This window comes from Streptococcus infantis ATCC 700779 (genome assembly GCF_000187465.1).
In the GTDB taxonomy this organism is placed as follows: domain Bacteria; phylum Bacillota; class Bacilli; order Lactobacillales; family Streptococcaceae; genus Streptococcus; species Streptococcus infantis.
Genome location: NZ_GL732439.1, coordinates 1,648,927 through 1,673,540, shown reverse-complemented (window position 1 = coordinate 1,673,540; position 24,614 = coordinate 1,648,927). Strand labels below are relative to the sequence as shown.

Here is a 24,614-nt window from a genome sequence, read left to right as displayed (position 1 = left end):
CTTCTTATCAGTTTTTCCAAGAAATACCTTACACTCTCCATAGTACATAGTCAGATGATCAGATACTTCTAATTCACTTAGGAGCAGGATCTGCGAGGTAAATATTTTCTGATACCGATTTTATTTTCTAAAACAAATTTTACATCAGACACCTCATTATTATTTTGCAGAGAATTGAAGCTCCTTGGTTGGATTACTCTAGGGACCTTTTCTTCCAGAATACGATTTAAGAGTTGCTCAGCTAAGTCTGCATCAATTTTCTCATAGTATTCTTTCAGTTCTATTTTCGAAGCAGATTCCAAAGAATATTCACATCCGTCACCATGAGGTGATTTAGGATGGCTCGATAGATAGATTTTCCCTTTTTTCTCATTTATGACCAAATCCACTTTATAACAACCAGGACAAAACAATTGTGATTCATACTTAAGTTTTGTTCCAGCTTTATCCTTTTGATATTCCTTTTGTAGCTCATGGAGTTCTAGTCTCTCATGATTGTGAATACAGTATTGAAATTTATTTTTTGTAAACATAATGATCCTTTCTAGTAATCAACAATTAAATCTTGTTTTAAAAAATCTGAAATTTGTAGTTATCTAAAATCAACATCTAATTTTCTTGAACAATACAAAAACGCTCTAGGCAATATGACTAGAGCGTTTTCTATATATCCGAACATCTAATTTATTTCACAAAAAATGTAGTCAAAAATGTAGTCATTCGGTTGATTTTTTTGCAATACTTTGAAATTGGAAAAAAGAAAAAACGCTTAAAATCAGCGTTTTTCTTATGTATTGATTCGTATTGAATGCTTACTTCACTTCTGTAAGGGTTAAATAATTAAGTTGTAAACCCTGTCACATCAAGGAGTACAGGCCTTTGAAGTGAAAAGGTAGTGATAAAGGTAGTGATTGTATTAATCCGTGAGTTCTTGTAATTTATCCAGAAAAATATCAACTGCTTCGAATTTTTTCTTCGGTGCTAGTTCAGCATATGTATCCATAGTTGTGGTAATAGACTTATGTCCCATCCTATGTTGTAGCTCTTTCCAGTTAGTTCCGGCATTGAGCATCATAGATGCATGTGTATGTCGGAATAGGTGAAACCCATAATCTGGTAGTCCTAATTCGATCAGTCGTTTTTTTAGAGTTGCACGCTCATTTCTATCACACATATAATTTCCATAAATCGTCGGAAATATCAATTTGGATCTTGGTAAATGATGTTCTTCAAAGTAGAGACTCATTTCTTGATGAAATTCTCTTAGTCCTTCTAAAGTTGATATAGGAACAGCAACTCTACGATTACCGGCATCAGTTTTAGGAGAATTCTTACAAATGATCCCTCCTTTTTGGTTCAATTTTTTATTAGCACTTTTCCACATTAAAGTTTTATTGACAATGATTTCATTAGTTTCAAAATCAAGATCAGTAATTTCTAAAGCTAATAGTTCATTGATTCGTAGTGCTGAAGCCAGTAATGTATTACAAATGATTTTAAACCGCCGATTTGCTCTCGTGTTTGGTAGTGTGTCAAGGTAAGTTAACCAAAGTTTTAAATCCTCATCATGAAGGACCATGATACGTTCTTTAATAGCTTTGGGTTTTGGTGGTATCTTGATTGTCTTTGCAGGATTGTTTTTTAAACCGCAATTTGTTATTCCAAAATCAAAAATATCACTCATTTTATGTGCCATTGCACCAAAATCTTTTGCACTGCCTTTCGGGGCACGTTTTTTCCCAGATTCAATTGCTTGTTTGGCTTTTTTGGCTAATTGATTTAGCCATAATTGGATATCTGATGCTTCGATCTGCTCTGGTCTATAATCGCCAAATTGTGGAATGATGTAAGTATCTAAGTACCCTCGAACGCGATTTATTGTATTTTGTGAAGATACCCAAGTTTTAAAATGGCTGAACCAAATTTCAGCTAAACTTTCAAAATTACCGATTTGGATAGTTTCTTTAGTAGTTGACCCAGATTTTTCAAATTGAATTTTGGATTCAATAATTCTTCTATCTAGAGCTTTTAATGTTTTAGCAGTGATTGTTCTTGTAATTCGCTTACCAGTCTTAATGTCTGTTCCGATATAAACACCTTTGATTGAATAGCTTATTTCACCGTTCTGCTTGGTAATTTTTATAACTTTTTTATTGTTGTATTGAATGGTTTCTTTATTCATATCGCCTCTTGATTCGGATATTTAAAAGGCTAAAATAAGACCCTCACCTTCTTTTAAGATGATATTATTTTAGCATATTCATGAGTTGTTTGTTGCAATTCTGCTTTACTATTAAGTTGATAGAAATTTAATGATGTCATGCCGTTTATAGTAGACTGTTCTCGTTCCTTCAATAGGTGGCTCCAGACGAGCTAGTCCTTTTCTTTCCCAACTTTTCAGTGTGTTAGGTGATATATTCAATTCTTTTAGAACTTCTTTTTGAGTTATAATTTCCAAGTGATTGGAGTTGCTTTTTTTGTCAAGAAGGTTCACCAATACTTGAAGAAGATTTTCAATTTTATCTAGTTTTACTTGTTGTAGTGTATCCATATAATTATCCTTTCTAATGTCCTATTACATAGGTAAATTGTTTGGCAGTTTCCGCATCAAATGTCCGGTAACTAATGATCCCCAATCCTTTCACATTACACTCTGAGACGAGAATTGAACCATCTGATTTGACCTGTTCCACAAATGAAACATGCCCGTATACTGGATCAGCACCAGCTTGACTTGATGAGAATGATAGTGCAGAGTGTTCTGTAGGTGTGTGGGTTGTTGTAAAGCCTGGTTTATTCATCCATTGTCCACCATTTCCCATAAATGGATCAAAGTTGACTCCGACTTGTTTTCCACGGTTGAAGACATACCAGGTACATTGTCCCCAAGGATAGGTACTAGTGATATATCCTGTGGTATCAATAGCTGTTGTCAGACTGTAGCCAACAGGGATATCGTTTGAAGTTACTCCTCCACCATCTCTAGTTTTTCCTGTAGTTTGTTCAGGAGCTTTTGGAGTTCCTCCATGCTCATCAATGAAGGCATCCAGTTTTTGCATGGTTTCTGCACGTCTTTTTCCTGATCCTGTGGTATCTGTGAAATAGACTCCACCATCAGTAGAAGGATTTAGAGTACCATTCGCAAATTTCTTAGCCTTGTCATCTTGGATTTTAAAGGTTTGGTTTTTATTCCCAATAATAGTTTGTTGGGTTAGTCCTACAACAGCGACTTCATCGTTGAAATGATTTGCGTATTCTGGGTTGGAGTCGTAAGCACCAAAACCAAACATATTAGCTCCAGGGTTGGTTGCAACTCCAGCAGTTCCAAGAGAGCTTTCATTTAGTGCGATCGCAACAATTCCACGAACATCAAGATTTGATTTAGCTTCCCATTCGAGAAGCTTTTTTCCATTAATTCGGTTCTTATCATAGGAGATTCCTAACGTATCTAAAAAGCCGTCTAATTGCTCTGCTGTGATACCGAAGCGATGAACAAGTAAGTTGTGAGTATAGGGATCTCCATCTGACCAGTGATCCGCATATGTCACTCCATTTTGGGATTGAGGTGAGCCATTCGTTCCACCACCTCCGACAGCCCCCATAAGGATAATGATAATGAGGACCGGTAGAAAGAGAGGAATGAGACCAGCTAATAGAAACCATTTTAGTTTTTTCATCGAATCTCCTTTCTAGTTAATGTCTTATATAAGCAGTGAACAGAACAGTCCCAAAACGCCATTTTGCATCTAAAACGACTGAATAGGACTTAGTTTGTAGGATGATTTGGTCTCTTTCTTGTTCTGAGACTGGAAATAAAAGAAGGAAATCGACTGAGCGTTTTCCTTCTTGGTAGGCTTGATAAAGAGTTTCTTCAAGAACTCTTGGAAAAGCAGTTCTTGAACGTATCTTGGTATTCATATCATTCTCCTCTAAGTTGTTTTAAGCGTTCTGTTAATCGGTCTCTTCGTTCAATATTGCTCCTTAATTTATCATCTCGGGTCATAGTTTTACGATAAGCACGAGTAAAAGCATTCGATCCTTGAGCTTTGTACATAGCTTGAGGATCTTTATATTCCTCTAACTTGCGCTCAAGACTATTAATTCGGAGTTGTTTAAATGGAGAGATCCATTCTTCTTTAAGGGTTTGAAATTCCTCGTCTGAACTTGAAGTTGGCTCTACTGTGATTGGAGATTCTATTGATGGAGTTGTTGCTTTCTCTTCGACTGGTTTAGACTTCTCAATTATTGGTTTTGTTGTAGAAGGACTTGCATCGAGTGTATCTGGTGCTTCAGATGGAGTCATTTCCTCAAATTGATTCTCGGATTCCTTATTGGTAAAGAAGGAACCGACATTTTGGAAGTGACTCTTGGCATTCATGAGAATTCCAGCTCCCAAACCAGCACCTGCTAAAGCAAAATTTCCAAGGTGTTGAGCAGATGAAAGACTTCGTGATGGTACTTGTGAAGCCACCTCTCGGGTTTTTGTGATCCCACTTTCAACTTTATTTCCAATATCACTTGCCACCATTCGAGCTTTGGATCCAAGAATGAATTGGAGCAATTCAGCTTTGTATTTCCATAGAAAGAAATATACGAGTCCTTTTGAGACAACTGAAATGAGTAGTTTAAAGACAAGGCCAAAGATGATCAAGGATGGGAGTGTTTTAAGAATACCATCAAAGCCTGTAATGATAATGTTTTCGATCATTTTTTCAATATAGAAGACTAATAGAGTTAATAGACTCGTGATAGCTGGGAAAAGAAGCCCACCAAACATGACTTTCAAGACTCCAAAAATCAGATCCTGCATTCTTGGTACAAAGGACATTAATAGCACAATTGGAAAGAGCAGGATCATCATCAGAACGAGTGTCTGAGCAATGACATTTAACATTTGAATCAAAATAACTGGTATCGCTAATACAAAAGCATCAAAAATTATAAATATGACATAAAACATACGAGTAAAGATGAAATCAGGCATTGCCGAAACCCAACGGTTCTTTTCGCCATCGTCATTAGCTCCATTTCCTAGTTCATCTAGATATTTGGAGCGGTCTTTGGATTTAACCGCTGTAAAGTTTCCATTTTTATCGCTTGTTCCTAGTACCTTACTATCGTCAAAAGTTTCTTGTTTTCCGTCTTGGCTATTCTTGTATTTTCCATTTTCTTGTCCAGTATTGACAAAGACATAGGCTTTATAAGATGTTTCTGCTATATAGCTATCTGCCATAGAATCACCGATTTTGATCGTCTTATTTTTTCCATACTCTACTTTAATATGAGTGATATTTTTAGTGACCTCTTTAGAGACATTATTGATGGTATCAAGCAGATAAAGACCACCAGAGGTCCCTGCAACTGTTCCGAAGTAACCAAAGCCAAGGATGAGAACTAGAAAAACATGAAGGAGTGTTCTTGAAAAGGATCCTTTCGAAAAGAAATATTGATAAAAAAGATAGAAAGCTAAAATCAGAAGCAACATTGAAACGAGTGATTGCTTGGCAACTCCACTTCCATTTGAGTCGATAAATCCTTTCCAGATACTTATTGCTCCATTAAATACATAGTTCTTATAGCTAGAGTAGAGATCAATTTTTTCAAGAATTCGAATCAGCAAAGAAAAGAAGCCCACCACTGCGTTTAGAATGAAAAAGAAGAAGTTGACGAAAAGCTCATTAATCAGTACCCAAGCCCCGTTAAAGGAAGCGAACCCAGTAGGCTCCATATAGGACTTGAGAGAGAAGATATCGACTCCTCTTAGTTTGTCAAAAGCTTCTTGCATGGATCCACCTCCTAACTAGCGTATTTATTTTCAAGACTTGATGATACCGTAGCTTTCATTGGTTTTAGAAGCATATCAATATCTTCAAAGATGTTGTGTACGGAAATCATATTGAGATTGCCATACACGTCATAGTACAGGCATTGGCCAGAGATCATATTATCAATCCATTCGAGATTGCTTTCAGTGACTTCTAGATTGACATGTTTTAGAATATCTTCTCGTTCTGACTTTTCATAAAAAGCAAAGATGGTACCAAAACCTGTTGTATCATCGTCATTTTCTGCATCATGTACAGATTGAGTAATCAGTGCCAAGGTATTGTTTTTGGAGCGTCCAATCCGACGCATATTTTTGATAACGGCTTTTCCTTCTGCGGACTTCATAAGAATCCATGCTTCATCAAAGAACTCAATGGTATCTTCATTTTCATTTCGTTCTCCAAAGTGGGTACAGAAGGCACCAAGCGCAAACATGAGGGCAATAGAATTGCGTTCATGATCTGAAATTTTTGTGGAATCGTCTTTTGGTAGTTTGAGGTTATTGACCTCTAGAATGGTCACTCTTGATTCATAGTTAAGTCCTTGAGTGGTTCCATCTGAAAAGGCTAGTTCCAAGATAGAGTTTGTGACAATTGAGGTCAGATAACGACCAACCGAAGCAATTTCAGAGGAAGTAGAGTCTCTCAGAACTTTTAGGACGTGTTTAAATCCGACTTTCTCACCAGCGACTCGTTTTTCTACAATCGCATTAATAGCTTCTGTGATCGCTGTTTTTTGATCCATCGTGACATCATCTACAGCTTGTAGTAGAAACTCGAGCATATTTTTGGCAACCTCTACAGCTTGTTCTTTATCTAGAACAACAATCGGATCTAAGACTCCGTGGTTTGATGGAAGCGAGCTATCTAGTGTTACAAAGTTAAAGTTCTCAATCTGTTTCTTGCGTTCAGGATAGAGACGTGCAAATTCAGGTGAGTTGATCACTTCTTGGTAGTGATTTCTAAGTTCACGTTTAGGGTCGATATAAAGGGTTTTAACATTTTGTAAAGCCACACTTAAAAAGATGATCTGAGCGAGGAAAGATTTCCCTTGTCCTGTTGCACCAGTAATGATGATATGCGGGTTCTTGGTAATCTTTCCAGCTATATCTTCTTTATTTCCCACTGTCGCATTGTAGAGGACAATGTTCTTTGAGGAATCAATAGCTTTAGCGATACTGTCCCAACGGCCTGTCCAGTTATCTACTCGGCCAATATACCAACCGATACGGTTCCCAGAAGATGTATTGGTGAAGGGCATGAGTTCTGAAAAACCGCGAGCTGTGACCATATGCGTCCAGGTGCGAGTTTTCTTTTGAAGATTTTCTCCATAGAGTAGAGCTTGAAAGAGATAAGGTCCGTCTTGAGAGGCTTCACTAATTTCGACTCCCATATCATCAAAGTAGTTTAAAACCACTTGTCGTCTTTGTCGGAGTTGGTTCACGCTAGAAGCAGAGACGATAAGATAGGCTCCGTATTCAATGATATCCTCCTTGTTTCCGACTTTCTTCATTAAGTCTTTTAGGGAGATGGAACCCATGATGATCTCGTCTTGTTGGACAGTATCGGTATTTTCTGCCTCTTCCATAATGTTTCTGTAACGTGTATTCGAACGTCCCATTCGACCCTTGATTTTACCAGTATCAATGAATTCTGCTTTGATTCGTAGCTCAACGGGAAAGTTTAAGCGTTGGATAAATTCGCCCAGGTGAAAACCATTGAATTGAACAGGAAATTTACCAACCGGAAGAATTGTCACAAAGGAAGATCCATAAGGGCTTTCTAGCTTGAGGAAGCCACCTTTTAGGACTTTGATCAAGGTGTCTGTGATATTGAATTGAGCACGATTAGCGAGTACCTCTTTCTTGTAGTGAGGGATATAGCGGAGGTATTGCATCCGCTGGTAATAAAAGAGTTCTTCATTTGATAACCGTTTTGCCCGAAGTACGGAGAAGGCTTGGAAAATAGTGAATTCATCACTTTTGTAGTCTTCATACCAGGTGGAACTTAATTCATATTCATAGCCAAGACCTTTTGCGATTTTTTCAGTAAACTCATTAAAGCTCTCATAGGCCAAGTCTTTGACGGTAGCTCCATGATTTTGTTTGCGTAAAGTCACTCCCACGACCCAGTCAAACTGATAAGGGATCTCCATTTCGTCTGTTAGTTGATCTACCGTGTAAAGAAGAAGTTCTTCTCCTAGTTCACGACTATCATCTGCTAGAGCATCTGAGAAGTCCCGCATTTTCTCTTCTAAGAGATAGTCTTTAGGGATCAGAGATATTTCAAAGAACTTGTTTTTTTGGAGCTTCTTCATCATTTGAGCAACCGTAATTTTGTGTTTGTGCTTTTTTTCATCATCCGTAATGGTGATGGGAGTGTTTGGAATACGGTAATACGCAACGACTGTTTGATCTTTTTTGAGAGCTAGATTTTCATGTGTTTCCCTAATAGGATAAGTTAAAGTAATACTCATAGGTCCTCCTTTTCTATAAATTTGTTTTTTCAAAGACAATTTCTTCTACAGGCTCTATTCGATCTTCGTGGTAGATAGCTTTTTTGTTTAGCTTAAAATCCCAGAAGTAAATCAGGTAATCTCCGATAAAGACGTGCATCTTTTTACCGTGAGGCTCGTATTCAGTATAAAATTTGGCCAATTTGTAAGGGAGATACCAATAGAGCAAGAGAGAAATTGAGTGAGTAATTTTTGCGAGTGGCACAAAGATAAACCCTCCAAAGAGTAACATGGCCACAAAGACGATGATAAAGACAATGAAAAAGGACAACTGCATCGGTGTCGCAAAGTACCATAGTCGAGTGCCCTTTTTTGTCTTGATTTCTTGGATCCAATAAGGAGCATTTAGGCCCTTACTGTAATCATAAAGTCTTTCTTCATTCATACTTAAAGTCCTGATTCAATACCGAAGAGTCGTAGGAACCAGCCGACTGCTTTTAGGATATCTTGTCCTTTCGCAATTGAAACAATAACGGCATAGAAACCAACGACAGAGAAGAGTTGAAGCCAAGAGCTGTTCCGCCAAGCCTTGATCGCTAAGAGCACGGCAATGGCTGTCAGGATCCAAATTCCATCACCCTGAAGGAAGGTTCGTAGATTGTTTGTATTCATAGAGTTCTCCTATTCTTTATCATTTGCGTAATTCAGTGGAATGGTGTGTTCTAGTTTTGAGACATAGTAGGTCTTTTCTTTTTCTGAGAGAGTAAAGGTGAAGTTTTCCGAGTGAGTGGTACCTCCAACTTCAAAGGTAGCTTGGACATAAGCGATTAAATCATCACCGTCCTGTTTGAGATAAGTGTAGTCGATCGTTTTGAAAGTGCTATTTGCGATGATATCCACATCCTTAGCAATCAGATTAAGATTATCTTGGCTTGTGGTGTAGTTGGTAAAGAAGACCTTGAGGAATTTCTCTACTTTCTGACGCTGACCATCTGAAAAATGATCATTGGCAGTTAATTGGAGCTTATCATCTTCGCTAAAGTGTCCAGCTTGTGAGGATTCAATGGCAGAAAACCAAGGAAGGCCAGAAACGTAATATTTTCCATCTTTTTCATCAAATGGAATATTGAAACCTGTCACAATTTCTTTTTCTTCTGTGTTGTTATCCCGATGGATGCTTTCCTTGTATTTAACCTTATAGGTCGCAACTTTTCCTTCTACAGTCACTAACTGAGAATAGAGAAGTGAGCTGGGATTTCGAACTTGCCCTTGAGATTTTACATCAGGGATGAAATTGTAAAATTTATTTAAGTAGTCCACTTGAGCTTTTTGTTTATCGCCTTCTTGTGGGAGGGTGAAGTAAGCATAGACATAATCATTCAGGTAATACTGGAGTTTATAGTCATATTTTCTACTAGACTCCATTGGTTGTGCCTTTTGTTTTTTAGTAGCCTCAACTTGAGCTTGTAGTGTTCCTACTTTATTTGATAGTGTGATAGCACGAATAGATCCCAAGAGACCAACAAAAAGGAGGAAAGCAATTCCTCCTATGACTGCAATATTGACGGTCTTTTTATTGGTGACTTTTAGTTTTGGTGGGCCTCCTTTTTTCTCCACCTTTTTAAAGTGTGAGAGATATTCTTTTACTTGAAGCAAGTAGCGTTTGGCTTTATCCATAGATCCTCCTTTTATAGACTAGCAAGTTCAATGAGCTTTGAGCCTTTTGCATAGAGGCGCTTATTGGCTTTTTCGATCTCGCCATTAATGTAATAGTAGCCTCGTAGCTCAGTCTGGAGTTGTTCGATCAAGTCAGGTTTTAGATCCTTGGCTTCTTCTTTTTTAAGGAGACTATTTAATTCTCCAGCCTTGGTCCAAGCCTCTCTGTGATCTTTCTTTTTAAGTAATTCTCCCAGTTCATTGGTGACTTGAGAGACTTTCTTTTCAAAAATAGTTTTAGTAGCCATTTCAATTTCCTTTCTAAATTTTTCTTGATTGTCTTTGATGGTCTTTTGGATATAAGTAATGAGTGAGGGGCGCATTTTCTTATTTACGCTCAACACTTGACCATCTAGCGTGAAACAAGCATGTTCATAGTTGTAGAAACCTCTATTGTCTGGAAGTTCTTCTGTACACCTACCAGCACATTCGTAGTAGAATTCCTTGCCTTTTCGTAAGAGGATGTACATATGCCAGAATTCTTGTTCTGGAAGAAGCAGAAAGTCTGCTTGATAAATCTTCTTCAGCATCTTAAGAAGCCTCTAGAAGATCATCGTAGCCTAGAGCTTGGTAGATAAAATCAGAATCAAACCAGAGCCAGTCATTAATCGTAGTTTCTGTAGGTATATCACCAGAGAAGATATCTTCACAGATAACCGTTAAAGTATCAACTCCACCACGTTCACGGACAGTGTTCAAGGTGGTTAGTCCACCAGACCAGGCTTTAAAGTTGTCTAGTGAATTAATTTGAACTTTGTATTCCATATCGTTTTTCCTTTCTAGTGTTCATATTGTTTATTAGCTTTGAGAAGTCGTAACATGGCCTTTCCTCGGTCTGTTATTTCTCCGCTGTTCTGAATCATCTTCATGTATTCTGTTTGCAGGATTTTATCTGCTTCAGTGACTAGTGCAAGGGAGTTAGCAACTTGATAGGTCAGCCAGCGAATCGTTCGCTCAATACTGTAAGGCTGTGGGTTGGTTGAGAGCTTTAAGGGTTCGACACCTCCAAAGAGCCGTTGCCATTTTTCATCAGGTTTATAGGCTCCAAAACGAGTAACTCCATCATAGACTTGAATTTCTTTATTGATGATGCCTCTGGCGATTTCTCCGAGATCTACACCGTTGATGTATTCCTCTACAATGCCTTGAGCTTTCTGATCTGAAAAGCGGAGTTCATAGCGATTCCAGATACCAAAAATCTCCAAGGATTCGTCCAAGGAGATGTTTTCCATTCGAGCAATTTCATAGCGCTTTTCATAAAAATTGAAGTAGAGTTGACTTTGACGGCTCCCAAAGTAAATGGACAAGCCGTGATTCGCTTCCATGTCTTCATTATCTGTGAAAGATCCACCACCCGTGATATTCCATTTCTTGATCGTATCTAGAACAATCTCTTTGGAATAGAGCTTATCAATCAGTTTTGGAATTTGAATTTGTTCTTCCTCGTGACCGTAGCCTTTATAGAGTTCATCTAGGGCGATATCGAGACGTTTCACCCGAACATCTTCATAGGAATAAAGAATGTTTTGAAGAAAAATCTGCCAAGTAATTCCCTTATCTTCTAGTAGTAATTCCAGCTCACGGCATCCTTGACCAGATAATTGAAGGCAAGTTTGGTAGTCATTTGTCACAGACTTATCAAAGAAATCAAAAATCCAGATGTTCCCTCGTTGCCATAAGTGGGTATAGTTCATGAGACGAGTTTCTTGGTCTGTAAATTCGCTTAAGTGACAGTGAAGGAAGTTTTCGCAGAAAGCGTCTAAATCCTTTAATCTCGGAAAGGTCAGTCGTAGATAGTCGATTTGAGCCCGAAGACTGTTTTTATCGCAATCTTGATAGTAACCAAGTTTTTCTTTAAGTTCTCTAAACTTATCAATCGTCAGTCCTCTTTCGCCTGTTTCATAAGAGCGGTAGGTTCTGGTCGGAAGATTAACAGCTTGTGCAAATGCTTTTTGACTAAGTCCTGTTTGTTTTCTGAAATTCTTAATATGAAAAGGACTAATCTTGTCCATTCATCGCAACACCTCTTTCTAACAAAGTGACACACTTTTTTGAAGAAAGTGACACACTTCATAAAAATTGAAAACCCAACTCCCATAAGGAATGAGGAGGGGTGGACTTGGCGTTTTTGCCAATTGTAACCCCCCTATTAGAAAACGGGGGTTGAAGTTTCATCATGGCCTAGAAACTTCGGGCTACGGTCTGCGCCTGACCTGCGGTCAGGCTTGCCCTTGCCCTTGTCCTAGCCCATGATGAACAATCGTCGCTTCAACTGCTTTTGGATAAGACCTGCGTCCTCCCTCTTCAAATTGAGCGAGGATTTCAAGAAGAAGTTTTTCTTGAAAAGGATCCACTAGAATAGCGGATACAGTCCGTTCAAAGATGATCCCTTGTTCTGTTAAGAGATAGATAATCTTGCGTAAGGTTGGCATTTTAAGATTTTGTTCGTCCGCAAATTCCTTGAGTGGTCGTTTGCTTGGTTCGTTTTCTATAGTCTTCTCTTTCTCTATAGGATCAATCGTTTCAAGCAGTGGTTTATATTCTTCAAATACTGAGAACTCTTCTCCTTCAAATTCCATAATAGGAATTTTAGAGTAGGCATCGTAGAAGGAAAATCCTTGATCAAGCGGTACATAAGGAGAGAAAAACTCACCAGCCAACTCACCGTTGTTTGCGATATAGCCCCGTCCTTTGATCTTGACTCCATTGATTTCATCTAGCTTTTTGAACTCTTTGGTTTTATTAGCATCTCCAAACATCATGTCATATCCTGTTGATTCTAAATGACCGACGGAGAGACGCTTCATAAAGTTATCCCGAAGAGCCGTTTTGATAAATTCTCCATCGGGCCGTTGCATAGCAAAGATGATAAAGACTCCAGCTTGACGGCCTTCTAGAACTAACTGTGAGAGATATTCCATCAGTTCTGACTGTTGGCTATAGTCACGGTCAATTTTTGCCATAAGAGCTGCCCACTCGTCCACAAGAATGAATTTTGGTTTCATGTCATAATGAGTAAAGTTCTTTCCAGCTTGAAATTTTGGCGAAGTAGACATCAGTTCATAGCGTTTTTCCATGAACTCTACATTCTCTTTAAAACAGTTAATGATATCTTCCTTACTAGTGTAAACCCGACCATGAAAGACTGGAATTTTCTTTAATCCAGCAAGGTCCGAATTCTTAGGATCACAGATATCAACAAAGCCGATTTTAGCAAGAGCGTAGATAATGGTCATGAGAACAACGGTTTTTCCTCCACCTGTTCCACCACCGATGAGAAGATGAGGCTCTTCAATATAATCCCAAGCTACATCCTTCATGAGCTGGAGTTTGGATCCCTTGACTTTTACTTCATCGATGGTGATCCTGCTATCAATTCGGTTAATAGCAATTTCATATTTGATAAAGCGATTATCAAAGGTTTTATTACGAAAATCTCCATTAAACATGACTTCAAGCGTAGCTCCAAGGTTGAGGAAGCGATCTTGAAATTTATTACCTTCTAGAATGAAACTCACTTCAATCTTGTAGCGAGACTGTTTGATATACACTTGAGGTAAGGTGATTTTTTCAATGATCCTGTTTTCACGCTTAACCTTTTTAACTAGATAGAGGTTATTCTCTAGCAAAAAGCGAGAAAGAATTCGAAGGCTGTTTAGCTTTTGAAAAAAGAGCATCTTCCTGTAGCAAACCCGATTGATAAACCAAGAGAAGATTAAAGAAAAGAGAAATCCAGCTCCTAGAAAATATCCTTGGGGTAAGGGATGGACTTTTAATTCTTCTAAATGTAAATAGCTGTAGACACTAATAGCCAACAAAAAAGGAAACCACCAGATAAACCATGTGATTCCCTTTAGTTTACGATGAAAAATTCGAACTCTTTTTCCTCGATAGGTAAAGAGTTTCATCCTACATCACCTCCTAGTTTTCCTTCTTATTTTCTACCGGTTTGTTTTCTTTAGTCGGTGCGCCTCCAGCTTTTTTCTTGATTTTAGAAGCAAAGAGTTTATAGATATCATTACGATTGACGTGGGTATGGGTGATAACAATATCTTCTAGTTCAACTTCTTCTCGGTATTTAATACCCAGGTCTTCAATTTCAGACTCAGACATATCTGCGATAGTGAAAAAGAGGGTTTCGTGCTGGACAGAAGAATGAATCCCTACAACAATACCACGGATCTCACCTGTATTGACTTGTACAAATGATCCATCAGGATTTCGTTGCGAACGATCCACTTCAAAGATGATATCAGGACCTTCAATGCCTCGGAAAGTTAGTTTTCCAAGGACAGCTGGGACATCTAACCCGTCTGTAATGACACGATAAGTCTTGTCAGCAATTTGTAGTTTTTCTCCGTAGTTTAATCCAATTTTAGCCATGTGATTTTCTCCTTTTATTTCTTATTTTTTGATTACCAATTTTTCCGCAAAGACATTGAGATAAGGTGCAACAGTATTGCCGTTTAAAGCAGTATCTGGGAAAAAGATTGGATTGACAGTTTCTACTAGAGCATCTTCTGGAAAGACTGTTGTAGAGGCTGGTGTAATGACATGAAAGGCACCGTGCTCTGCGCTGTTTAGAATGTGGCGTTGGTATTTGCCTTCTTTTCCAAAAATAAATTTAGGAGCATTTCCTAAACGTTCATAGTAAGCAGGGCCAATAAATTCTGGTTTCATTTTAAGTGTTTCTGAGATCATAAGATTTTCCTTTCTGAGTGTAAAATAAAAAGAGTTAAGCTAGTTGCTTCACTCTTGAGTAATAGTGTGTAAAAAGTTTGCGTTTAAACATACGACTATAGAATTGAATATCCCCATGAGCATAGCCATTTCTACGAGCATCTTGAGCTAGATGATCTAGATCTATTTGAGCTTGAGCATAAAGTTTAGCCTGTAGTTTATCTGATTCACTAAACATACCATAGGTAAATTCATAGTTATCATAGAGTCGTTTACATTGTAGTGCGAAAAAAGTTTGTCATATCATTCTCCTTTATTGTAATAAGTAAAAAAGCTACTAAGTGAAAAAAGGAAAGAACTTAGTAGCTTGAGAGTAGGTCTATCTAAATAGATAGACAGCAGTAAAGAAAAGTTATTTGGTTGGAAAGATCCCTCTTTCCACGGTGGCAACGTTTAGCAAGGTGCTTTGCGTCAATTACCATCGCTTTCCCAGCCAATCTCATTGGGGAGTCATTATCATACCCTTAAGATTCTCTTACGCCCTTTGGCGAAGCCAGTTCACTTTACTATTCGGAAAAGTGCGAAAGTCCGAAATGCGTGGAAGCCCACAAGAATTGAGTCTTGTTTTCTATCTTCACTTCAACCATAAAACGGACTTGACTTTTCTTATCAAAACATTTACAATAAAGGTACGAAGTTTATGTGTAGTTCTGATGATCAGTCCTCTGGTTGTCAGACGCACTTTTTATTTAATTGTCAATGATCTCAATTGGTAGGGATTATTATTTTGATTTTTAATATCGCCACCAGCTATATTTACATTTTATCGCTGTTGGCGATAAAAGTCAAGGGATTTTTGAAATTTTTTTAAAAAAATTTGAAGAGGAATAGCTATGGCGTTTGCAGAACGTTTAAAAGAATTACGAAAACAAGCTCACTTAACTCAGGTTGAACTCGCAAAACGATTAGGGATAGGACAATCTTCCTATGCAGACTGGGAGAGAGGCAAGAAAAAACCAACACAAGAAAATCTCGTTAAAATTGCACAAATTCTTGATGTATCAATTGATTATCTAGTTGGGAACTCAGAAGAAAAATCAGATGAACTAGATAATATTGAATTGTTATTCCGTATGAACTCAAGAGGTTTAACTGAGGAAGAAAAGGAAACTTTTAAGAAAGAATTGATTGAGTTTATGGAGGAGAGGAAGAAGGCTTTTAATAAAGAGGATTAAGAAGTATATGACTAAAATATTCAATAAATTAAGCGATTTGGTAAGAAATCTGAAAAAGTATGAAAAGAAAACTGGGAAGCAATACTATTATAGAGGTCAGATCCATTGTTGGCCAATACAATCATCAGCTTCTCGTGTTAATTATAGTTCAAAAGAAATGGAAAAAACACAATTCTTTGTTGAAAAACTTAAGGAGAATAAAACATTAAATTTACAAAATGATGAATACCTTAATAAATGTCTCGCTATAGCGCAACATTATGGATATAAAACAGATTTCATAGACTTCACTACTGACATTGAAGTTGCAGCCTTTTTTGCAACGGATGGAATAGAAAAGAATACAGAATATAAAAATGGCTATTTATGGAGAATTTCGAGTGAGGAAATTGAACTTATAAAATCTATTGTTAGAGTAGCTGTTAGGAGACTTGAAAAAAGTAATAAATTAACTGAGTTTCAAGAAGAGAATCTTAAAATATTAAAGGCTGCTGATTATAATCCTTTCTTTGATTTCTCAATTCCTGAGTTATCTAGAATGAATAATCAAAAAGGAGTATTTCTGTGGGATTTGTTAAATATTGTTACACATTATTACTTTAAAGATAGAGAAGCTGATTTTGAATTTAAACATAATGGACAAGTATACTCAAGTAATACAATAAATACAGAAGTTATTTATCCCCAACCTAATGTACTAGAATCAGAAATTGAACGATTCAAATCAGTTGAAGCAATGAAAGATTTTAAAGAAACAGATCTCTTCAAAGAAGCTAATAAGTTGATCATTAAAGATTATACTTCTATTACCTCTTGCTACTTAAGTGATAACCAATGGCCTTGTGATTTTGGCAAGTCTTCGGGAGTATTTGAACGTGCAATTAAGGAGAATATAGTTGAAAAAATAAATTTAAAAAATGATGAAAAGAACATAATAAATATTATAAAAGAAAATCGTAATAATATTGAAAATGGTAGAAAAATATCAGTTGATATTGGAGAAGCGAAATTAAACTGTGTGATTAATGAAGCGATTGATACATTGGTTTACCTCCCGTATACTGAGTTAGAAATAAAAGAAGTAGTCAAAAATATTATCGAGTATGATAGCCTAGATTTGTCAGAACTGTTACATATAGGAATGAAAGATTCTATGGGAGTCGAAAGTTATGGATATGTTCCGCTTGACATTATAGATGAAATCATGGAACATAAAAGAGAACAAATTAAATTGAGTGCTGATAAAAATCTCTCAAAAGAACTGCAGCTAATCCTTGATAAAAAGTATACTTGGAACCTATTTTTAGATTTAAGCCGACATCCCAAAAAAGTATTTGAGTTTTCGGAGATAAAAAGTATTTTTATTCAATTTATATTACCTTATCAATTTTTATACAGACCAAAGGAATATAGGATTTATGTTCCGACTTTTCTGGAAATTTTCGGACCTGAGTAAGCATATAGTATTGTGGACAAACGTCCACTTCTTTTATATAATTGACTCAACCAAAATGGTTTAGTTTTGTAATTTATACTTAAAGGAGGTATCATTCTTTGGATGAATTGTATACAAGAATAAGTAAGTCTACAAAACATGTGTTATACCAATACATGAAGGATTATGATATTTCATTATTAAATTATAATTTTAATTACTTCTTTCAACATTGTATTCAAAAATATCAAATTCAAGTAATTAGTCACCACTTCTCAAATCATAAGATTGAAGGACTAACTGTTATTGATGAATTAGGTATTAGTTTTTCTTATGAAAAGGATAATCCCATTGTGAAGCAAAATTTTACTCTGTGTCATGAGCTAGGACATTTTATCCTAGAGCATGAAGGTAATTATTTTGCAGAATCTATTGATAATCAGGAAAGCCTACTAGAGCGAGAAGCAAATATCTTCTCTGCTATCGTACTAATGCCTGACATTGTTTTGTTGTCAAAGATTTATTATAGTTGCGACACCTTTCAACACATTCAAAATAGCCTGGATGTTTCAAAGCAGGCATTGTTCTTTCGCCTTTTAGATCTGCTTAGAGAATATTATCCTGGAAAAGAAAGTACCATTAAGCAGGCTATCGATGCTTATATTGATGGACAAAATGCCACACTACTCCTTTTGTTTCATAATATTCGAGATCAAATTATTAAAGAATTTAACGACTACAAAACTTCTCTAATCAAGAAGATTGAGCAATCTGTGAGCAAAAGAGGCTTCGTGACTAGTCAAGAATATCCCGAACTTTTAAAACAAGAGAACTGGAAAGTAATAAAGACTTGCCATGATAATCTAAAAGTATGGCTCATTTATGACAAAGGAAAATCTATAGCTTATGTTTGGGATAAAAATAGACTAACAGACAAAGAGGCAAAGCAAAAAGCTGAATTGAAACTATTATTAATGTGAGGAAAACTATGTATCAACCAGAAAAACTTAAAGCTCGTAGAAAAGAGCTAAAAATGACCCAAAAAGATATTGCTGATCAGTTGGGAGTCAGCTATCAAGCCTATTCCGCATGGGAGCGTGGAGTAAAACAACCATCTAGAGAAAAAGTAAAGCTTTTGGAGCATATTCTAAAAGTATCAAAAGGTTATTTTACAGAGCTTGAAATTGTCCGACTATATAATACCTTATCAGACGAAGATAAAGATCAAGCACTTAATTATGTCAGAAGCTTAGTTCAAAAAGAAAAATGTAAAAACGTTGTTTCAATATCAGAAAAACTGTATGAGTACCATGTTTACGAAAAAATGTCTGCCGGTATTGGTTCATCAGTGTATAACGATCAAAACTATGATACTGTCTATTTTGATGAAGAACTAGCCCACGATTTCGCCTCATGGATTTCTGGTGACTCAATGGAACCCAAATATCAAAATGGCTCTGTGGCTCTCATTCGTGAGACAGGATTTGATTATGATGGAGCAGTTTATGCCGTAGTCTGCAATAGCCAGACTTATATTAAACGAGTTTATCGAGAGGAGCATGGCTTAAGACTGGTTTCTATCAATCCAAACTATAAAGATATTTTTCTTTCGTATGATGAAGATCCTAGAATTGTAGGGATTATTGTAGGGAATTTCTTACCTGTTGAACAGTGATATTGTTGATTATCTTGAAGGTGGAATAGAATCTTTTAAACATAAAGTTAAAATATATAAAAGTATTATTTAATTAAAATAGTTGAACCATAGTTTTTTGATTTAAAGAAATTCTTTCTACAATAGTTGTTAATAAGAAGAATTATTTTTCTTTAAATTGTAGTAATAAAAAGGGATATTTGCTATCTATTTTTATTTTGTTCTAAATCCGGTTTTTGGATAGAATATCAAATGATGAAACAAAATATTTTTGAAAATACAAAAAAACAAACGCCAAAAATAACGTTTGTCTTCGTTCTGAAGGGATTGAAATTTTGTTTTCAATCCCTTTTTTGGATAAAGAAAATAATAATGGTGCTAATTAGGATTAATACCTAAATAAGTTTTAATTTTCTTTTCAAGAAAATCAATATGTTGGTTAATTTCAGTTTGTTGCTTATGAAGTTCATCAAGTTGAAAAAATAGTAGTCTAAGTCGTTGAGGAATTGTGGAGTCTCCTTTATATCTTAGGTCAGCGTATTCTTGCATATTTTTAATAGACATTCCCGTCTTTTTTAATCTAATAATGAATTGAGTCCACGCTATATCAGAGTCATCATAGTATCTACGATTATTTTCTTCTCTGTGTGAGAAAATCAATTTTTCTTGCTCATAGTATCGAAGTGTGGAAATAGAAAGTCCAGTTTTTTTAGCAAATTCTCCAATAGAATAGTGAGCCATAATATTTTTTCCCCCTTTTTTTTATTATTTTAGCATAATTTTTAAAAAATCAAAAAATTTTCAGTTTTCTCTTGACATAAAGTGCACTTTACTATGTAAAATACATAGCATCAAAGGAATTTGATATAAAGCTAGGAGAGGAGGTAATACCATATAGACGAAAAATTGGTTTGAAGGAATAGAGAGCTCCAAAGGGGCTTAGTGATAAGGCTGTCAAGAACCTTGATGGGAGCAGCGACTCTTATAAAAAATGCAAATAGCAATCTGTAAAGGAGAAAATAGTATGGAACAAACGAAGAATTATACTTGTATTACTGGAGCCAGTGCTGGTATAGGAGCGGAGACAGCAAGACAATTTGCAAAATTAGGAACGAATCTTATTTTAATTGCTCGGCGTCAAGAACGACTAGAAAAATTGAAGCAAGATATTTTGAACCATTATCCGGATTTAGATATTGTTATTAAAGTTGTTGATTTATCGAAGTCCAGTAATGTTTTTGCTCTTTATGAAAGCTTGAAAAAATATCACATTACTACGCTAATAAATAATGCTGGTTTTGGAAATTATGATAAGGTTGAATCTCAAGATTTAGAAAAGATAATAACATTAATCCATCTAAACATTGAAGCTTTAACAATTCTATCAACTCTATATGTGAGAGATTATAAAGATTGTAAAGGCGCTCAATTGATTAACTTATCATCTAGAGGCGGATACATGATGGTTCCAAATGCAGTTACATACTGTGCAAGTAAATTTTATGTCAGTGCTTTTACAGAAGGCTTGGCATTGGAACTAGAGGCAAATCAACATCAATTAAAAGCTAAGGTTTTAGCTCCAGCTGCCACAAAAACGGAATTCGGTCAAGTTGCTACAGATTCGAAAGAATACAATTATGATGAGCATTTTGCTAAATATCACACAAGTGAAGAGATGGCACAATTTTTGATGGAATTATATCAAAGTGACAAAGTTGTTGGTTTAGTTGATGTTACAAATTTTGAATTTCATCTTAGCGGACCACTACTTAAACATTAATTATTTTAATAAATATCGATAATGTGGTATCGATTAATAGTTGCAGTCGTTTTATGATAAGAAGAAAGCTTCTGAAACGTTAGATTTCAGAAGCTTTTTGTCTTTAAGTTTTGAGTAAGTTATAATTTTCTGTGATATTTAGGATATTTAAAAAATATACAAGTGTTTTTGTAGATTAATTTACAATTTTTCCAGTATTTTGCCAAGTAGTTCTTCTAACTTTCCTAAGTCCCCATAGACTGTCCCATCCATATAAAGATTGTAAACTTCATCATCTTGTTACACGCGTACTTGTGCAGAATAACCTTTTGATAGTGCTAAGGAACGAATAACTTCTCGTTGAGTTCGTCCATTCCCTTCTCGAAAGGGATGGAAATAATTAAGATTATCAAGAATTTTTGCTAATTGTTTAATAATCTCATCTTTTGAATTAGCAGTTTGATAATAGGTATGAATAAGATGGTTGATATAGTCTTGGGCAGTACTGAAAGATTGTATTGACATAAAAGGATTCCCATTTTTTGAGATATTCACCTTGCGAAATTGTCCCGCCCAAGCATAGACATCTTGAAATAAATATTTATGAATGGCTAAAATATCACTAATGGAGTAGACTTCTATGGTTTTCAAGCGCAAGTCTGCAAGCCTTCTAGTAACGAATAAATGCTCATTCCGGTAGGCTTCTTCAATATTTGTAATATTTTGTTTGTTGATTAAGACTGTAGAATTTGGATAGGTATATTGGTGATTGGGGTCAATGTACTCATAGCCTTCGTATTGATTCTTAACCAATATTCAATTCCTTTCGTTTGTTGATAACATAAGTTTTTAAATCAATCACATCTTGAACAGTAGGTTCATAATTTTCAATCATTGATGACCCAATAGCATACCAGACGGTATCGAAATCTGAAAAGTTATCAAAGGGAATCCCTAAAATTGTTAATTCTTCTTTATTTACATCAAGAGTCATGGCACACTTCCTTGTATAACGTTATCTTTATTATACCATAAAATCGGTATTTTTACCTAAAGGATAGAGACTGTTATTAAAGCCAGAAAACTAGTTTTGTTCGCTTTTTATGTTTGAGGTCGGGCTTTTGTCCCAGCTTCTTTATTTTATATTGTTTTTAGAATTAAAATATTGAGCTTAAGATTTATCTTTCTTAAACGCCCCTGCTTGTGAATACAATAACCATGATAAAGCAATCATAATAGCTGCGAAAACAGAAATTCCTGAGAATCCTGTAAATTTCACAAAGAGAACTCCTCCCACTATACCTGCAATTGTTTCACCTAAATACATTACTGCATTTGATAATGAAGAAATCGTACTTCGTGCATTTTCGACAGTACCTTGCAAAGTCGCCATAAACAAAGGAAAAATAAATCCATTATTTATATAGATAATTGTTAATAAAATTTCGGCTACCCAAAAATTATTAGCAAAAGGTAGAATAAGGTAGAGGATAATTAATGTAAGCAATTCAGTTTTAAAAGTTCTTTGTAAACCAAATTTTTTAACCAATTGACTTCCAATGATTATCGCTATCAAAAATTATAATTTTGGCTTATTTTTAGAGTACAAAATACAATTATAAGGACTATCCAATTCAATTGATTTACTATAATAGTAGCCACAGTAATTAAGTAAATTATCCAAATCATCAAGATAAAACGATTTTCCATTTCCTGTCATTGAAAATTGAATATTATATATATGTTGCATGATATCCTCTGAGTTTTCATCAATTATGAATTCATTTATTAATAATCGTCCTCCACTATCAAGATACTTATCAACCATATTTAATAATTTAATAATTTGTTCTTTATTATAACCGTGTAATATATTACTTAGAACTACAATATCGAATTCTCCAATATCTTTGTTGTAAAAAAATATATCCTGAGGGAGCAACTGTAGTCTGCCATCTTCAATAAGTTTTATATTATTATTGGTTGCATTTGCTATTGGTGAAGGATTATCGATTCCAACTCCTACCCAGTTTGGATGATCTTCTAATAGTGTAGAAAGTAACTTGGCAGAGCCACATCCAATATCTAAAACCCTAATATTGTTGTTAGGAAAATAGTTAGAAATAGTTTCAGAAGTATTAGAAGCTAGTGAATTTAAATAAGGCAAAATGTTTTTCCAGTGATTATTATCTTCAAAAGCAAAAAGATTTTCCTTTGAAGATTCATCTTTAGCAAACAACTCTAGATTATTCCAAAGATTATTATTAAGATATTCATGAGTTTTCCAAATGTTACCAATATACTTACTTTCAGTTGAAACAATAAAATCAAAGTAGTCACTGTTTATATGATACCTATTGTTTTCAAATGTCAAAATATTTTTGTTTATTAGTACAAAGAACATAGACTTCATAATAGAAGGGTTATAGTTGTATGCATGTACTAATTTTTCTATGGTGTTGTTACCATCATTTATCTTATCAAATATTTTTAATTTAAAACATGTATTTAATATTCTTGCTTCCGCAAATCCCCATGAGTCGTTAATAATTTTATTCATGCTATCTTTTTTCATCTAGATAAAACTCCTTTGTTCAAATAATCATAAATCCTTAGATAATGAATCCATAAACCACTATAAGTGCTGTAAAAAGATATATATTTATCTATTTGCTCATTGTAGTACTGTTGGAAAACTTTTATATTTGCTCTTTCTGATAAGGGGGCTTTTTCAAAATTAGCAGCCCCACGTAAAATAATAAATTCACTTGACCAAGTGCCTATTCCTTTTATTGAAATTAAAAGATCAAACAATTTATCGTATGAATAAGTATATAAATCATCAATTTCTATATTGTTCAATGTTGAAATAAAGTTAGAAAGATATGTAACTTTTCTACAATCACCAACTATTTCAATACAGGTTTCCTTTGGTATTGAACCTAATTGCTTTATATTAGGAAATCCATGAAATTCTATTGATTTAACACTTTCTTTAAAGGAGCACAAGAGGGATATGTCTTTTTTTTGATTATAAGCTTGTTGAAATTTTGAATGTTGAGATAAAATTGCCCAAATACCCGCTTCCTCTATAGAACTAAATGAAACGGGATGATAGCCATAAAGCTTTTTAAATTTATATTTTAAAAAGTCAAAATTATATAACTTCTCATAGAAATCAGATAATGTAATTTTAAGAGAAAACTGCCTGATAATTTTATTTTTTATTTTTTTTATTTCCGAATCATATAATCCTTTATGAGATAATAATTTGACCTTTATTTTTGGCTCCTCTAGTGTCCCCAAACTTTTCAGAGCAACTATAACAAGTTGATTTGCTAGGTTATATGAAAAAACTATGTTGTCATTAATTATCCTATAATTCTCTTTGGTAGGGAAGAAATTTTTAACTATTCTTTTCGTTAAATCAAAATTAAATGGTTTGGTGGGATATATATATAAAATTTTTTCTTTCAAGATAGCCTCCTAAACTTGACAAATAAAAAAATTAAAGTTATCATCTAAATAATTAGCAATCTAATTATATCATTGCTGATTATAATAAGTCAAATCAAAAGGAGTTAAATAATGAAAACTAATTATGACGTTATTGTTATTGGAGGCGGACCTGGAGGTAGTTCAATTGCAACATTGTTACAGCGCAAAGGATGGGATGTAGTGTTATTTGAAAAAGCGAAATTCCCTAGATACCATATTGGGGAATCTGTGTTTCTGAGCTAAAAGAATGGAATAATATAACTTATTTTTCTTTAAAAGATCCTGATTCTAATTTATTAGAAATATGCAGTATTAAATAAAGTTGACTTTTCAGAGGAAGGTAGGAGATTAATATAG

Annotated in this window: 27 protein-coding genes and 2 pseudogenes; 6 read left to right on the top strand and 23 right to left on the bottom strand. The window is 35.1% G+C overall.

What is annotated here, in order from left to right; all coding sequences use genetic code 11:
• Window positions 1-77 precede the first annotated feature (77 nt).
• The 17 genes from HMPREF9423_RS12700 to HMPREF9423_RS10540 all read right to left on the bottom strand — a co-directional run bounded on the left by HMPREF9423_RS12700 (window position 78) and on the right by HMPREF9423_RS10540 (window position 14,914).
• On the bottom strand, window positions 78-533 hold the full coding sequence (locus HMPREF9423_RS12700) for a hypothetical protein (RefSeq protein WP_006149332.1): 456 nt from the start codon (window positions 531-533) through the stop codon (window positions 78-80).
• A 383-nt stretch (window positions 534-916) separates the two neighbouring features.
• Complete coding sequence (locus HMPREF9423_RS10615; RefSeq protein WP_006149331.1) at window positions 917-2,182, bottom strand: tyrosine-type recombinase/integrase; 1,266 nt, start codon at window positions 2,180-2,182, stop codon at window positions 917-919.
• Between the two features lie 111 nt (window positions 2,183-2,293).
• Window positions 2,294-2,551: a MerR family transcriptional regulator gene (locus HMPREF9423_RS10610; RefSeq protein WP_006149329.1), complete on the bottom strand. Its 258-nt coding sequence runs from the start codon at window positions 2,549-2,551 to the stop codon at window positions 2,294-2,296.
• A gap of 13 nt (window positions 2,552-2,564) precedes the next feature.
• A complete protein-coding gene (locus HMPREF9423_RS10605; RefSeq protein WP_006149328.1) occupies window positions 2,565-3,677 on the bottom strand; it encodes a CHAP domain-containing protein in 1,113 nt (370 codons plus the stop codon).
• Between the two features lie 16 nt (window positions 3,678-3,693).
• Complete coding sequence (locus HMPREF9423_RS10600) at window positions 3,694-3,918, bottom strand: hypothetical protein (protein WP_006149326.1); 225 nt, start codon at window positions 3,916-3,918, stop codon at window positions 3,694-3,696.
• A gap of 1 nt (window position 3,919) precedes the next feature.
• Window positions 3,920-5,785: a phage tail family protein gene (locus HMPREF9423_RS10595; protein WP_006149325.1), complete on the bottom strand. Its 1,866-nt coding sequence runs from the start codon at window positions 5,783-5,785 to the stop codon at window positions 3,920-3,922.
• A gap of 11 nt (window positions 5,786-5,796) precedes the next feature.
• On the bottom strand, window positions 5,797-8,301 hold the full coding sequence (locus tag HMPREF9423_RS10590; RefSeq protein ID WP_025170216.1) for an ATP-binding protein: 2,505 nt from the start codon (window positions 8,299-8,301) through the stop codon (window positions 5,797-5,799).
• A gap of 13 nt (window positions 8,302-8,314) precedes the next feature.
• Window positions 8,315-8,725, bottom strand: coding sequence for a conjugal transfer protein (locus tag HMPREF9423_RS10585; RefSeq protein WP_006149323.1), 411 nt, complete (start codon window positions 8,723-8,725; stop codon window positions 8,315-8,317).
• Between the two features lie 2 nt (window positions 8,726-8,727).
• Window positions 8,728-8,952: a TcpD family membrane protein gene (locus tag HMPREF9423_RS10580; protein ID WP_001095596.1), complete on the bottom strand. Its 225-nt coding sequence runs from the start codon at window positions 8,950-8,952 to the stop codon at window positions 8,728-8,730.
• A 9-nt stretch (window positions 8,953-8,961) separates the two neighbouring features.
• Complete coding sequence (locus HMPREF9423_RS10575; protein ID WP_006149321.1) at window positions 8,962-9,957, bottom strand: conjugal transfer protein; 996 nt, start codon at window positions 9,955-9,957, stop codon at window positions 8,962-8,964.
• An 11-nt stretch (window positions 9,958-9,968) separates the two neighbouring features.
• Window positions 9,969-10,526 (bottom strand): hypothetical protein, encoded by a 558-nt coding sequence (locus HMPREF9423_RS10570; protein WP_006149319.1) that lies wholly within the window; start codon window positions 10,524-10,526, stop codon window positions 9,969-9,971.
• A 1-nt stretch (window position 10,527) separates the two neighbouring features.
• Window positions 10,528-10,761, bottom strand: coding sequence for a hypothetical protein (locus tag HMPREF9423_RS10565; protein WP_006149318.1), 234 nt, complete (start codon window positions 10,759-10,761; stop codon window positions 10,528-10,530).
• A gap of 14 nt (window positions 10,762-10,775) precedes the next feature.
• Window positions 10,776-12,008 carry a replication initiation factor domain-containing protein gene (locus tag HMPREF9423_RS10560; protein WP_006149316.1) on the bottom strand — a complete coding sequence of 411 codons (1,233 nt, stop codon included), beginning with the start codon at window positions 12,006-12,008 and terminating at the stop codon, window positions 10,776-10,778.
• A 207-nt stretch (window positions 12,009-12,215) separates the two neighbouring features.
• Window positions 12,216-13,904 carry an FtsK/SpoIIIE domain-containing protein gene (locus HMPREF9423_RS10555; RefSeq protein WP_006149315.1) on the bottom strand — a complete coding sequence of 563 codons (1,689 nt, stop codon included), beginning with the start codon at window positions 13,902-13,904 and terminating at the stop codon, window positions 12,216-12,218.
• Between the two features lie 13 nt (window positions 13,905-13,917).
• A complete protein-coding gene (locus tag HMPREF9423_RS10550; protein ID WP_006149314.1) occupies window positions 13,918-14,379 on the bottom strand; it encodes a hypothetical protein in 462 nt (153 codons plus the stop codon).
• A gap of 21 nt (window positions 14,380-14,400) precedes the next feature.
• Entirely contained in the window at window positions 14,401-14,697 is a 297-nt protein-coding gene (locus tag HMPREF9423_RS10545) for a hypothetical protein (protein ID WP_006149313.1), read from the bottom strand.
• Between the two features lie 34 nt (window positions 14,698-14,731).
• Window positions 14,732-14,914: a hypothetical protein gene (locus HMPREF9423_RS10540; RefSeq protein WP_006149311.1), complete on the bottom strand. Its 183-nt coding sequence runs from the start codon at window positions 14,912-14,914 to the stop codon at window positions 14,732-14,734.
• A gap of 655 nt (window positions 14,915-15,569) precedes the next feature.
• On the opposite strand from HMPREF9423_RS10540, the gene HMPREF9423_RS10535 reads away from it, so the two are divergent.
• From HMPREF9423_RS10535 to HMPREF9423_RS10520, 4 genes are all read left to right on the top strand, one after another.
• The gene (locus HMPREF9423_RS10535) at window positions 15,570-15,911 is read left to right on the top strand and encodes a helix-turn-helix domain-containing protein (protein WP_006149310.1); all 342 of its coding nucleotides are present in this window, start codon (window positions 15,570-15,572) and stop codon (window positions 15,909-15,911) included.
• Window positions 15,912-15,918: 7 nt separating this feature from the next.
• Window positions 15,919-17,367, top strand: coding sequence for an FRG domain-containing protein (locus tag HMPREF9423_RS10530; RefSeq protein WP_006149309.1), 1,449 nt, complete (start codon window positions 15,919-15,921; stop codon window positions 17,365-17,367).
• Between the two features lie 98 nt (window positions 17,368-17,465).
• A complete protein-coding gene (locus HMPREF9423_RS10525) occupies window positions 17,466-18,326 on the top strand; it encodes an ImmA/IrrE family metallo-endopeptidase (RefSeq protein ID WP_006149308.1) in 861 nt (286 codons plus the stop codon).
• An 8-nt stretch (window positions 18,327-18,334) separates the two neighbouring features.
• Window positions 18,335-19,021 carry an XRE family transcriptional regulator gene (locus HMPREF9423_RS10520; protein ID WP_006149307.1) on the top strand — a complete coding sequence of 229 codons (687 nt, stop codon included), beginning with the start codon at window positions 18,335-18,337 and terminating at the stop codon, window positions 19,019-19,021.
• Between the two features lie 357 nt (window positions 19,022-19,378).
• Here the strand turns inward: HMPREF9423_RS10520 and HMPREF9423_RS10515 are convergent, their stop codons facing one another.
• Window positions 19,379-19,741 (bottom strand): MerR family transcriptional regulator, encoded by a 363-nt coding sequence (locus HMPREF9423_RS10515; protein WP_006149306.1) that lies wholly within the window; start codon window positions 19,739-19,741, stop codon window positions 19,379-19,381.
• A 283-nt stretch (window positions 19,742-20,024) separates the two neighbouring features.
• Here HMPREF9423_RS10515 and HMPREF9423_RS10510 point away from each other — a divergent pair, with 283 nt between their 5' ends.
• Window positions 20,025-20,780 (top strand): SDR family NAD(P)-dependent oxidoreductase, encoded by a 756-nt coding sequence (locus HMPREF9423_RS10510; protein WP_006149305.1) that lies wholly within the window; start codon window positions 20,025-20,027, stop codon window positions 20,778-20,780.
• Window positions 20,781-20,960: 180 nt separating this feature from the next.
• On the opposite strand, the pseudogene HMPREF9423_RS10505 reads toward HMPREF9423_RS10510, so the two are convergent.
• The 5 genes and pseudogenes from HMPREF9423_RS10505 to HMPREF9423_RS10485 form a co-directional block, all read right to left on the bottom strand.
• Window positions 20,961-21,572, bottom strand: a pseudogene (locus HMPREF9423_RS10505) (Fic/DOC family protein).
• The gene (locus HMPREF9423_RS10500; RefSeq protein ID WP_000171299.1) at window positions 21,565-21,753 is read right to left on the bottom strand and encodes a hypothetical protein; all 189 of its coding nucleotides are present in this window, start codon (window positions 21,751-21,753) and stop codon (window positions 21,565-21,567) included. The pseudogene HMPREF9423_RS10505 and the gene HMPREF9423_RS10500 overlap by 8 nt, the downstream one beginning before the upstream one ends.
• A 177-nt stretch (window positions 21,754-21,930) precedes the next feature.
• Window positions 21,931-22,320: pseudogene (locus HMPREF9423_RS10495) on the bottom strand (permease); the annotation flags it as partial.
• Window positions 22,321-22,338: 18 nt separating this feature from the next.
• Entirely contained in the window at window positions 22,339-23,334 is a 996-nt protein-coding gene (locus HMPREF9423_RS10490) for a class I SAM-dependent methyltransferase (protein WP_006149302.1), read from the bottom strand.
• On the bottom strand, window positions 23,331-24,236 hold the full coding sequence (locus tag HMPREF9423_RS10485) for a DNA glycosylase family protein (RefSeq protein WP_006149301.1): 906 nt from the start codon (window positions 24,234-24,236) through the stop codon (window positions 23,331-23,333). The genes HMPREF9423_RS10490 and HMPREF9423_RS10485 overlap by 4 nt, the downstream gene beginning before the upstream one ends.
• Before the next feature lie 111 nt (window positions 24,237-24,347).
• Here HMPREF9423_RS10485 and HMPREF9423_RS12100 point away from each other — a divergent pair, with 111 nt between their 5' ends.
• Complete coding sequence (locus HMPREF9423_RS12100) at window positions 24,348-24,500, top strand: NAD(P)/FAD-dependent oxidoreductase (protein ID WP_006149300.1); 153 nt, start codon at window positions 24,348-24,350, stop codon at window positions 24,498-24,500.
• Window positions 24,501-24,614 lie beyond the last annotated feature (114 nt).

Excerpts from the sequence above, each read along its gene's own strand:
- HMPREF9423_RS10590 (WP_025170216.1), bottom strand. The coding sequence starts at position 8,301 with ATGAGTATTACTTTAACTTATCCTATTAGGGAAACACATGAAAATCTA.
- HMPREF9423_RS10530 (WP_006149309.1), top strand. The coding sequence starts at position 15,919 with ATGACTAAAATATTCAATAAATTAAGCGATTTGGTAAGAAATCTGAAA.
- HMPREF9423_RS10615 (WP_006149331.1), bottom strand. The coding sequence starts at position 2,182 with ATGAATAAAGAAACCATTCAATACAACAATAAAAAAGTTATAAAAATT.
- HMPREF9423_RS10595 (WP_006149325.1), bottom strand. The coding sequence starts at position 5,785 with ATGCAAGAAGCTTTTGACAAACTAAGAGGAGTCGATATCTTCTCTCTC.
- HMPREF9423_RS12100 (WP_006149300.1), top strand. The coding sequence starts at position 24,348 with ATGAAAACTAATTATGACGTTATTGTTATTGGAGGCGGACCTGGAGGT.
- HMPREF9423_RS10515 (WP_006149306.1), bottom strand. The coding sequence starts at position 19,741 with ATGGCTCACTATTCTATTGGAGAATTTGCTAAAAAAACTGGACTTTCT.
- HMPREF9423_RS10510 (WP_006149305.1), top strand. The coding sequence starts at position 20,025 with ATGGAACAAACGAAGAATTATACTTGTATTACTGGAGCCAGTGCTGGT.
- HMPREF9423_RS10605 (WP_006149328.1), bottom strand. The coding sequence starts at position 3,677 with ATGAAAAAACTAAAATGGTTTCTATTAGCTGGTCTCATTCCTCTCTTT.
- HMPREF9423_RS10500 (WP_000171299.1), bottom strand. The coding sequence starts at position 21,753 with ATGACTCTTGATGTAAATAAAGAAGAATTAACAATTTTAGGGATTCCC.
- HMPREF9423_RS10555 (WP_006149315.1), bottom strand. The coding sequence starts at position 13,904 with ATGAAACTCTTTACCTATCGAGGAAAAAGAGTTCGAATTTTTCATCGT.
- HMPREF9423_RS10575 (WP_006149321.1), bottom strand. The coding sequence starts at position 9,957 with ATGGATAAAGCCAAACGCTACTTGCTTCAAGTAAAAGAATATCTCTCA.
- HMPREF9423_RS10580 (WP_001095596.1), bottom strand. The coding sequence starts at position 8,952 with ATGAATACAAACAATCTACGAACCTTCCTTCAGGGTGATGGAATTTGG.
- HMPREF9423_RS10520 (WP_006149307.1), top strand. The coding sequence starts at position 18,335 with ATGTATCAACCAGAAAAACTTAAAGCTCGTAGAAAAGAGCTAAAAATG.
- HMPREF9423_RS10490 (WP_006149302.1), bottom strand. The coding sequence starts at position 23,334 with ATGAAAAAAGATAGCATGAATAAAATTATTAACGACTCATGGGGATTT.
- HMPREF9423_RS10535 (WP_006149310.1), top strand. The coding sequence starts at position 15,570 with ATGGCGTTTGCAGAACGTTTAAAAGAATTACGAAAACAAGCTCACTTA.
- HMPREF9423_RS10570 (WP_006149319.1), bottom strand. The coding sequence starts at position 10,526 with ATGCTGAAGAAGATTTATCAAGCAGACTTTCTGCTTCTTCCAGAACAA.
- HMPREF9423_RS10540 (WP_006149311.1), bottom strand. The coding sequence starts at position 14,914 with ATGTTTAGTGAATCAGATAAACTACAGGCTAAACTTTATGCTCAAGCT.
- HMPREF9423_RS10585 (WP_006149323.1), bottom strand. The coding sequence starts at position 8,725 with ATGAATGAAGAAAGACTTTATGATTACAGTAAGGGCCTAAATGCTCCT.
- HMPREF9423_RS10560 (WP_006149316.1), bottom strand. The coding sequence starts at position 12,008 with ATGGACAAGATTAGTCCTTTTCATATTAAGAATTTCAGAAAACAAACA.
- HMPREF9423_RS10610 (WP_006149329.1), bottom strand. The coding sequence starts at position 2,551 with ATGGATACACTACAACAAGTAAAACTAGATAAAATTGAAAATCTTCTT.
- HMPREF9423_RS10600 (WP_006149326.1), bottom strand. The coding sequence starts at position 3,918 with ATGAATACCAAGATACGTTCAAGAACTGCTTTTCCAAGAGTTCTTGAA.
- HMPREF9423_RS12700 (WP_006149332.1), bottom strand. The coding sequence starts at position 533 with ATGTTTACAAAAAATAAATTTCAATACTGTATTCACAATCATGAGAGA.
- HMPREF9423_RS10565 (WP_006149318.1), bottom strand. The coding sequence starts at position 10,761 with ATGGAATACAAAGTTCAAATTAATTCACTAGACAACTTTAAAGCCTGG.
- HMPREF9423_RS10550 (WP_006149314.1), bottom strand. The coding sequence starts at position 14,379 with ATGGCTAAAATTGGATTAAACTACGGAGAAAAACTACAAATTGCTGAC.
- HMPREF9423_RS10545 (WP_006149313.1), bottom strand. The coding sequence starts at position 14,697 with ATGATCTCAGAAACACTTAAAATGAAACCAGAATTTATTGGCCCTGCT.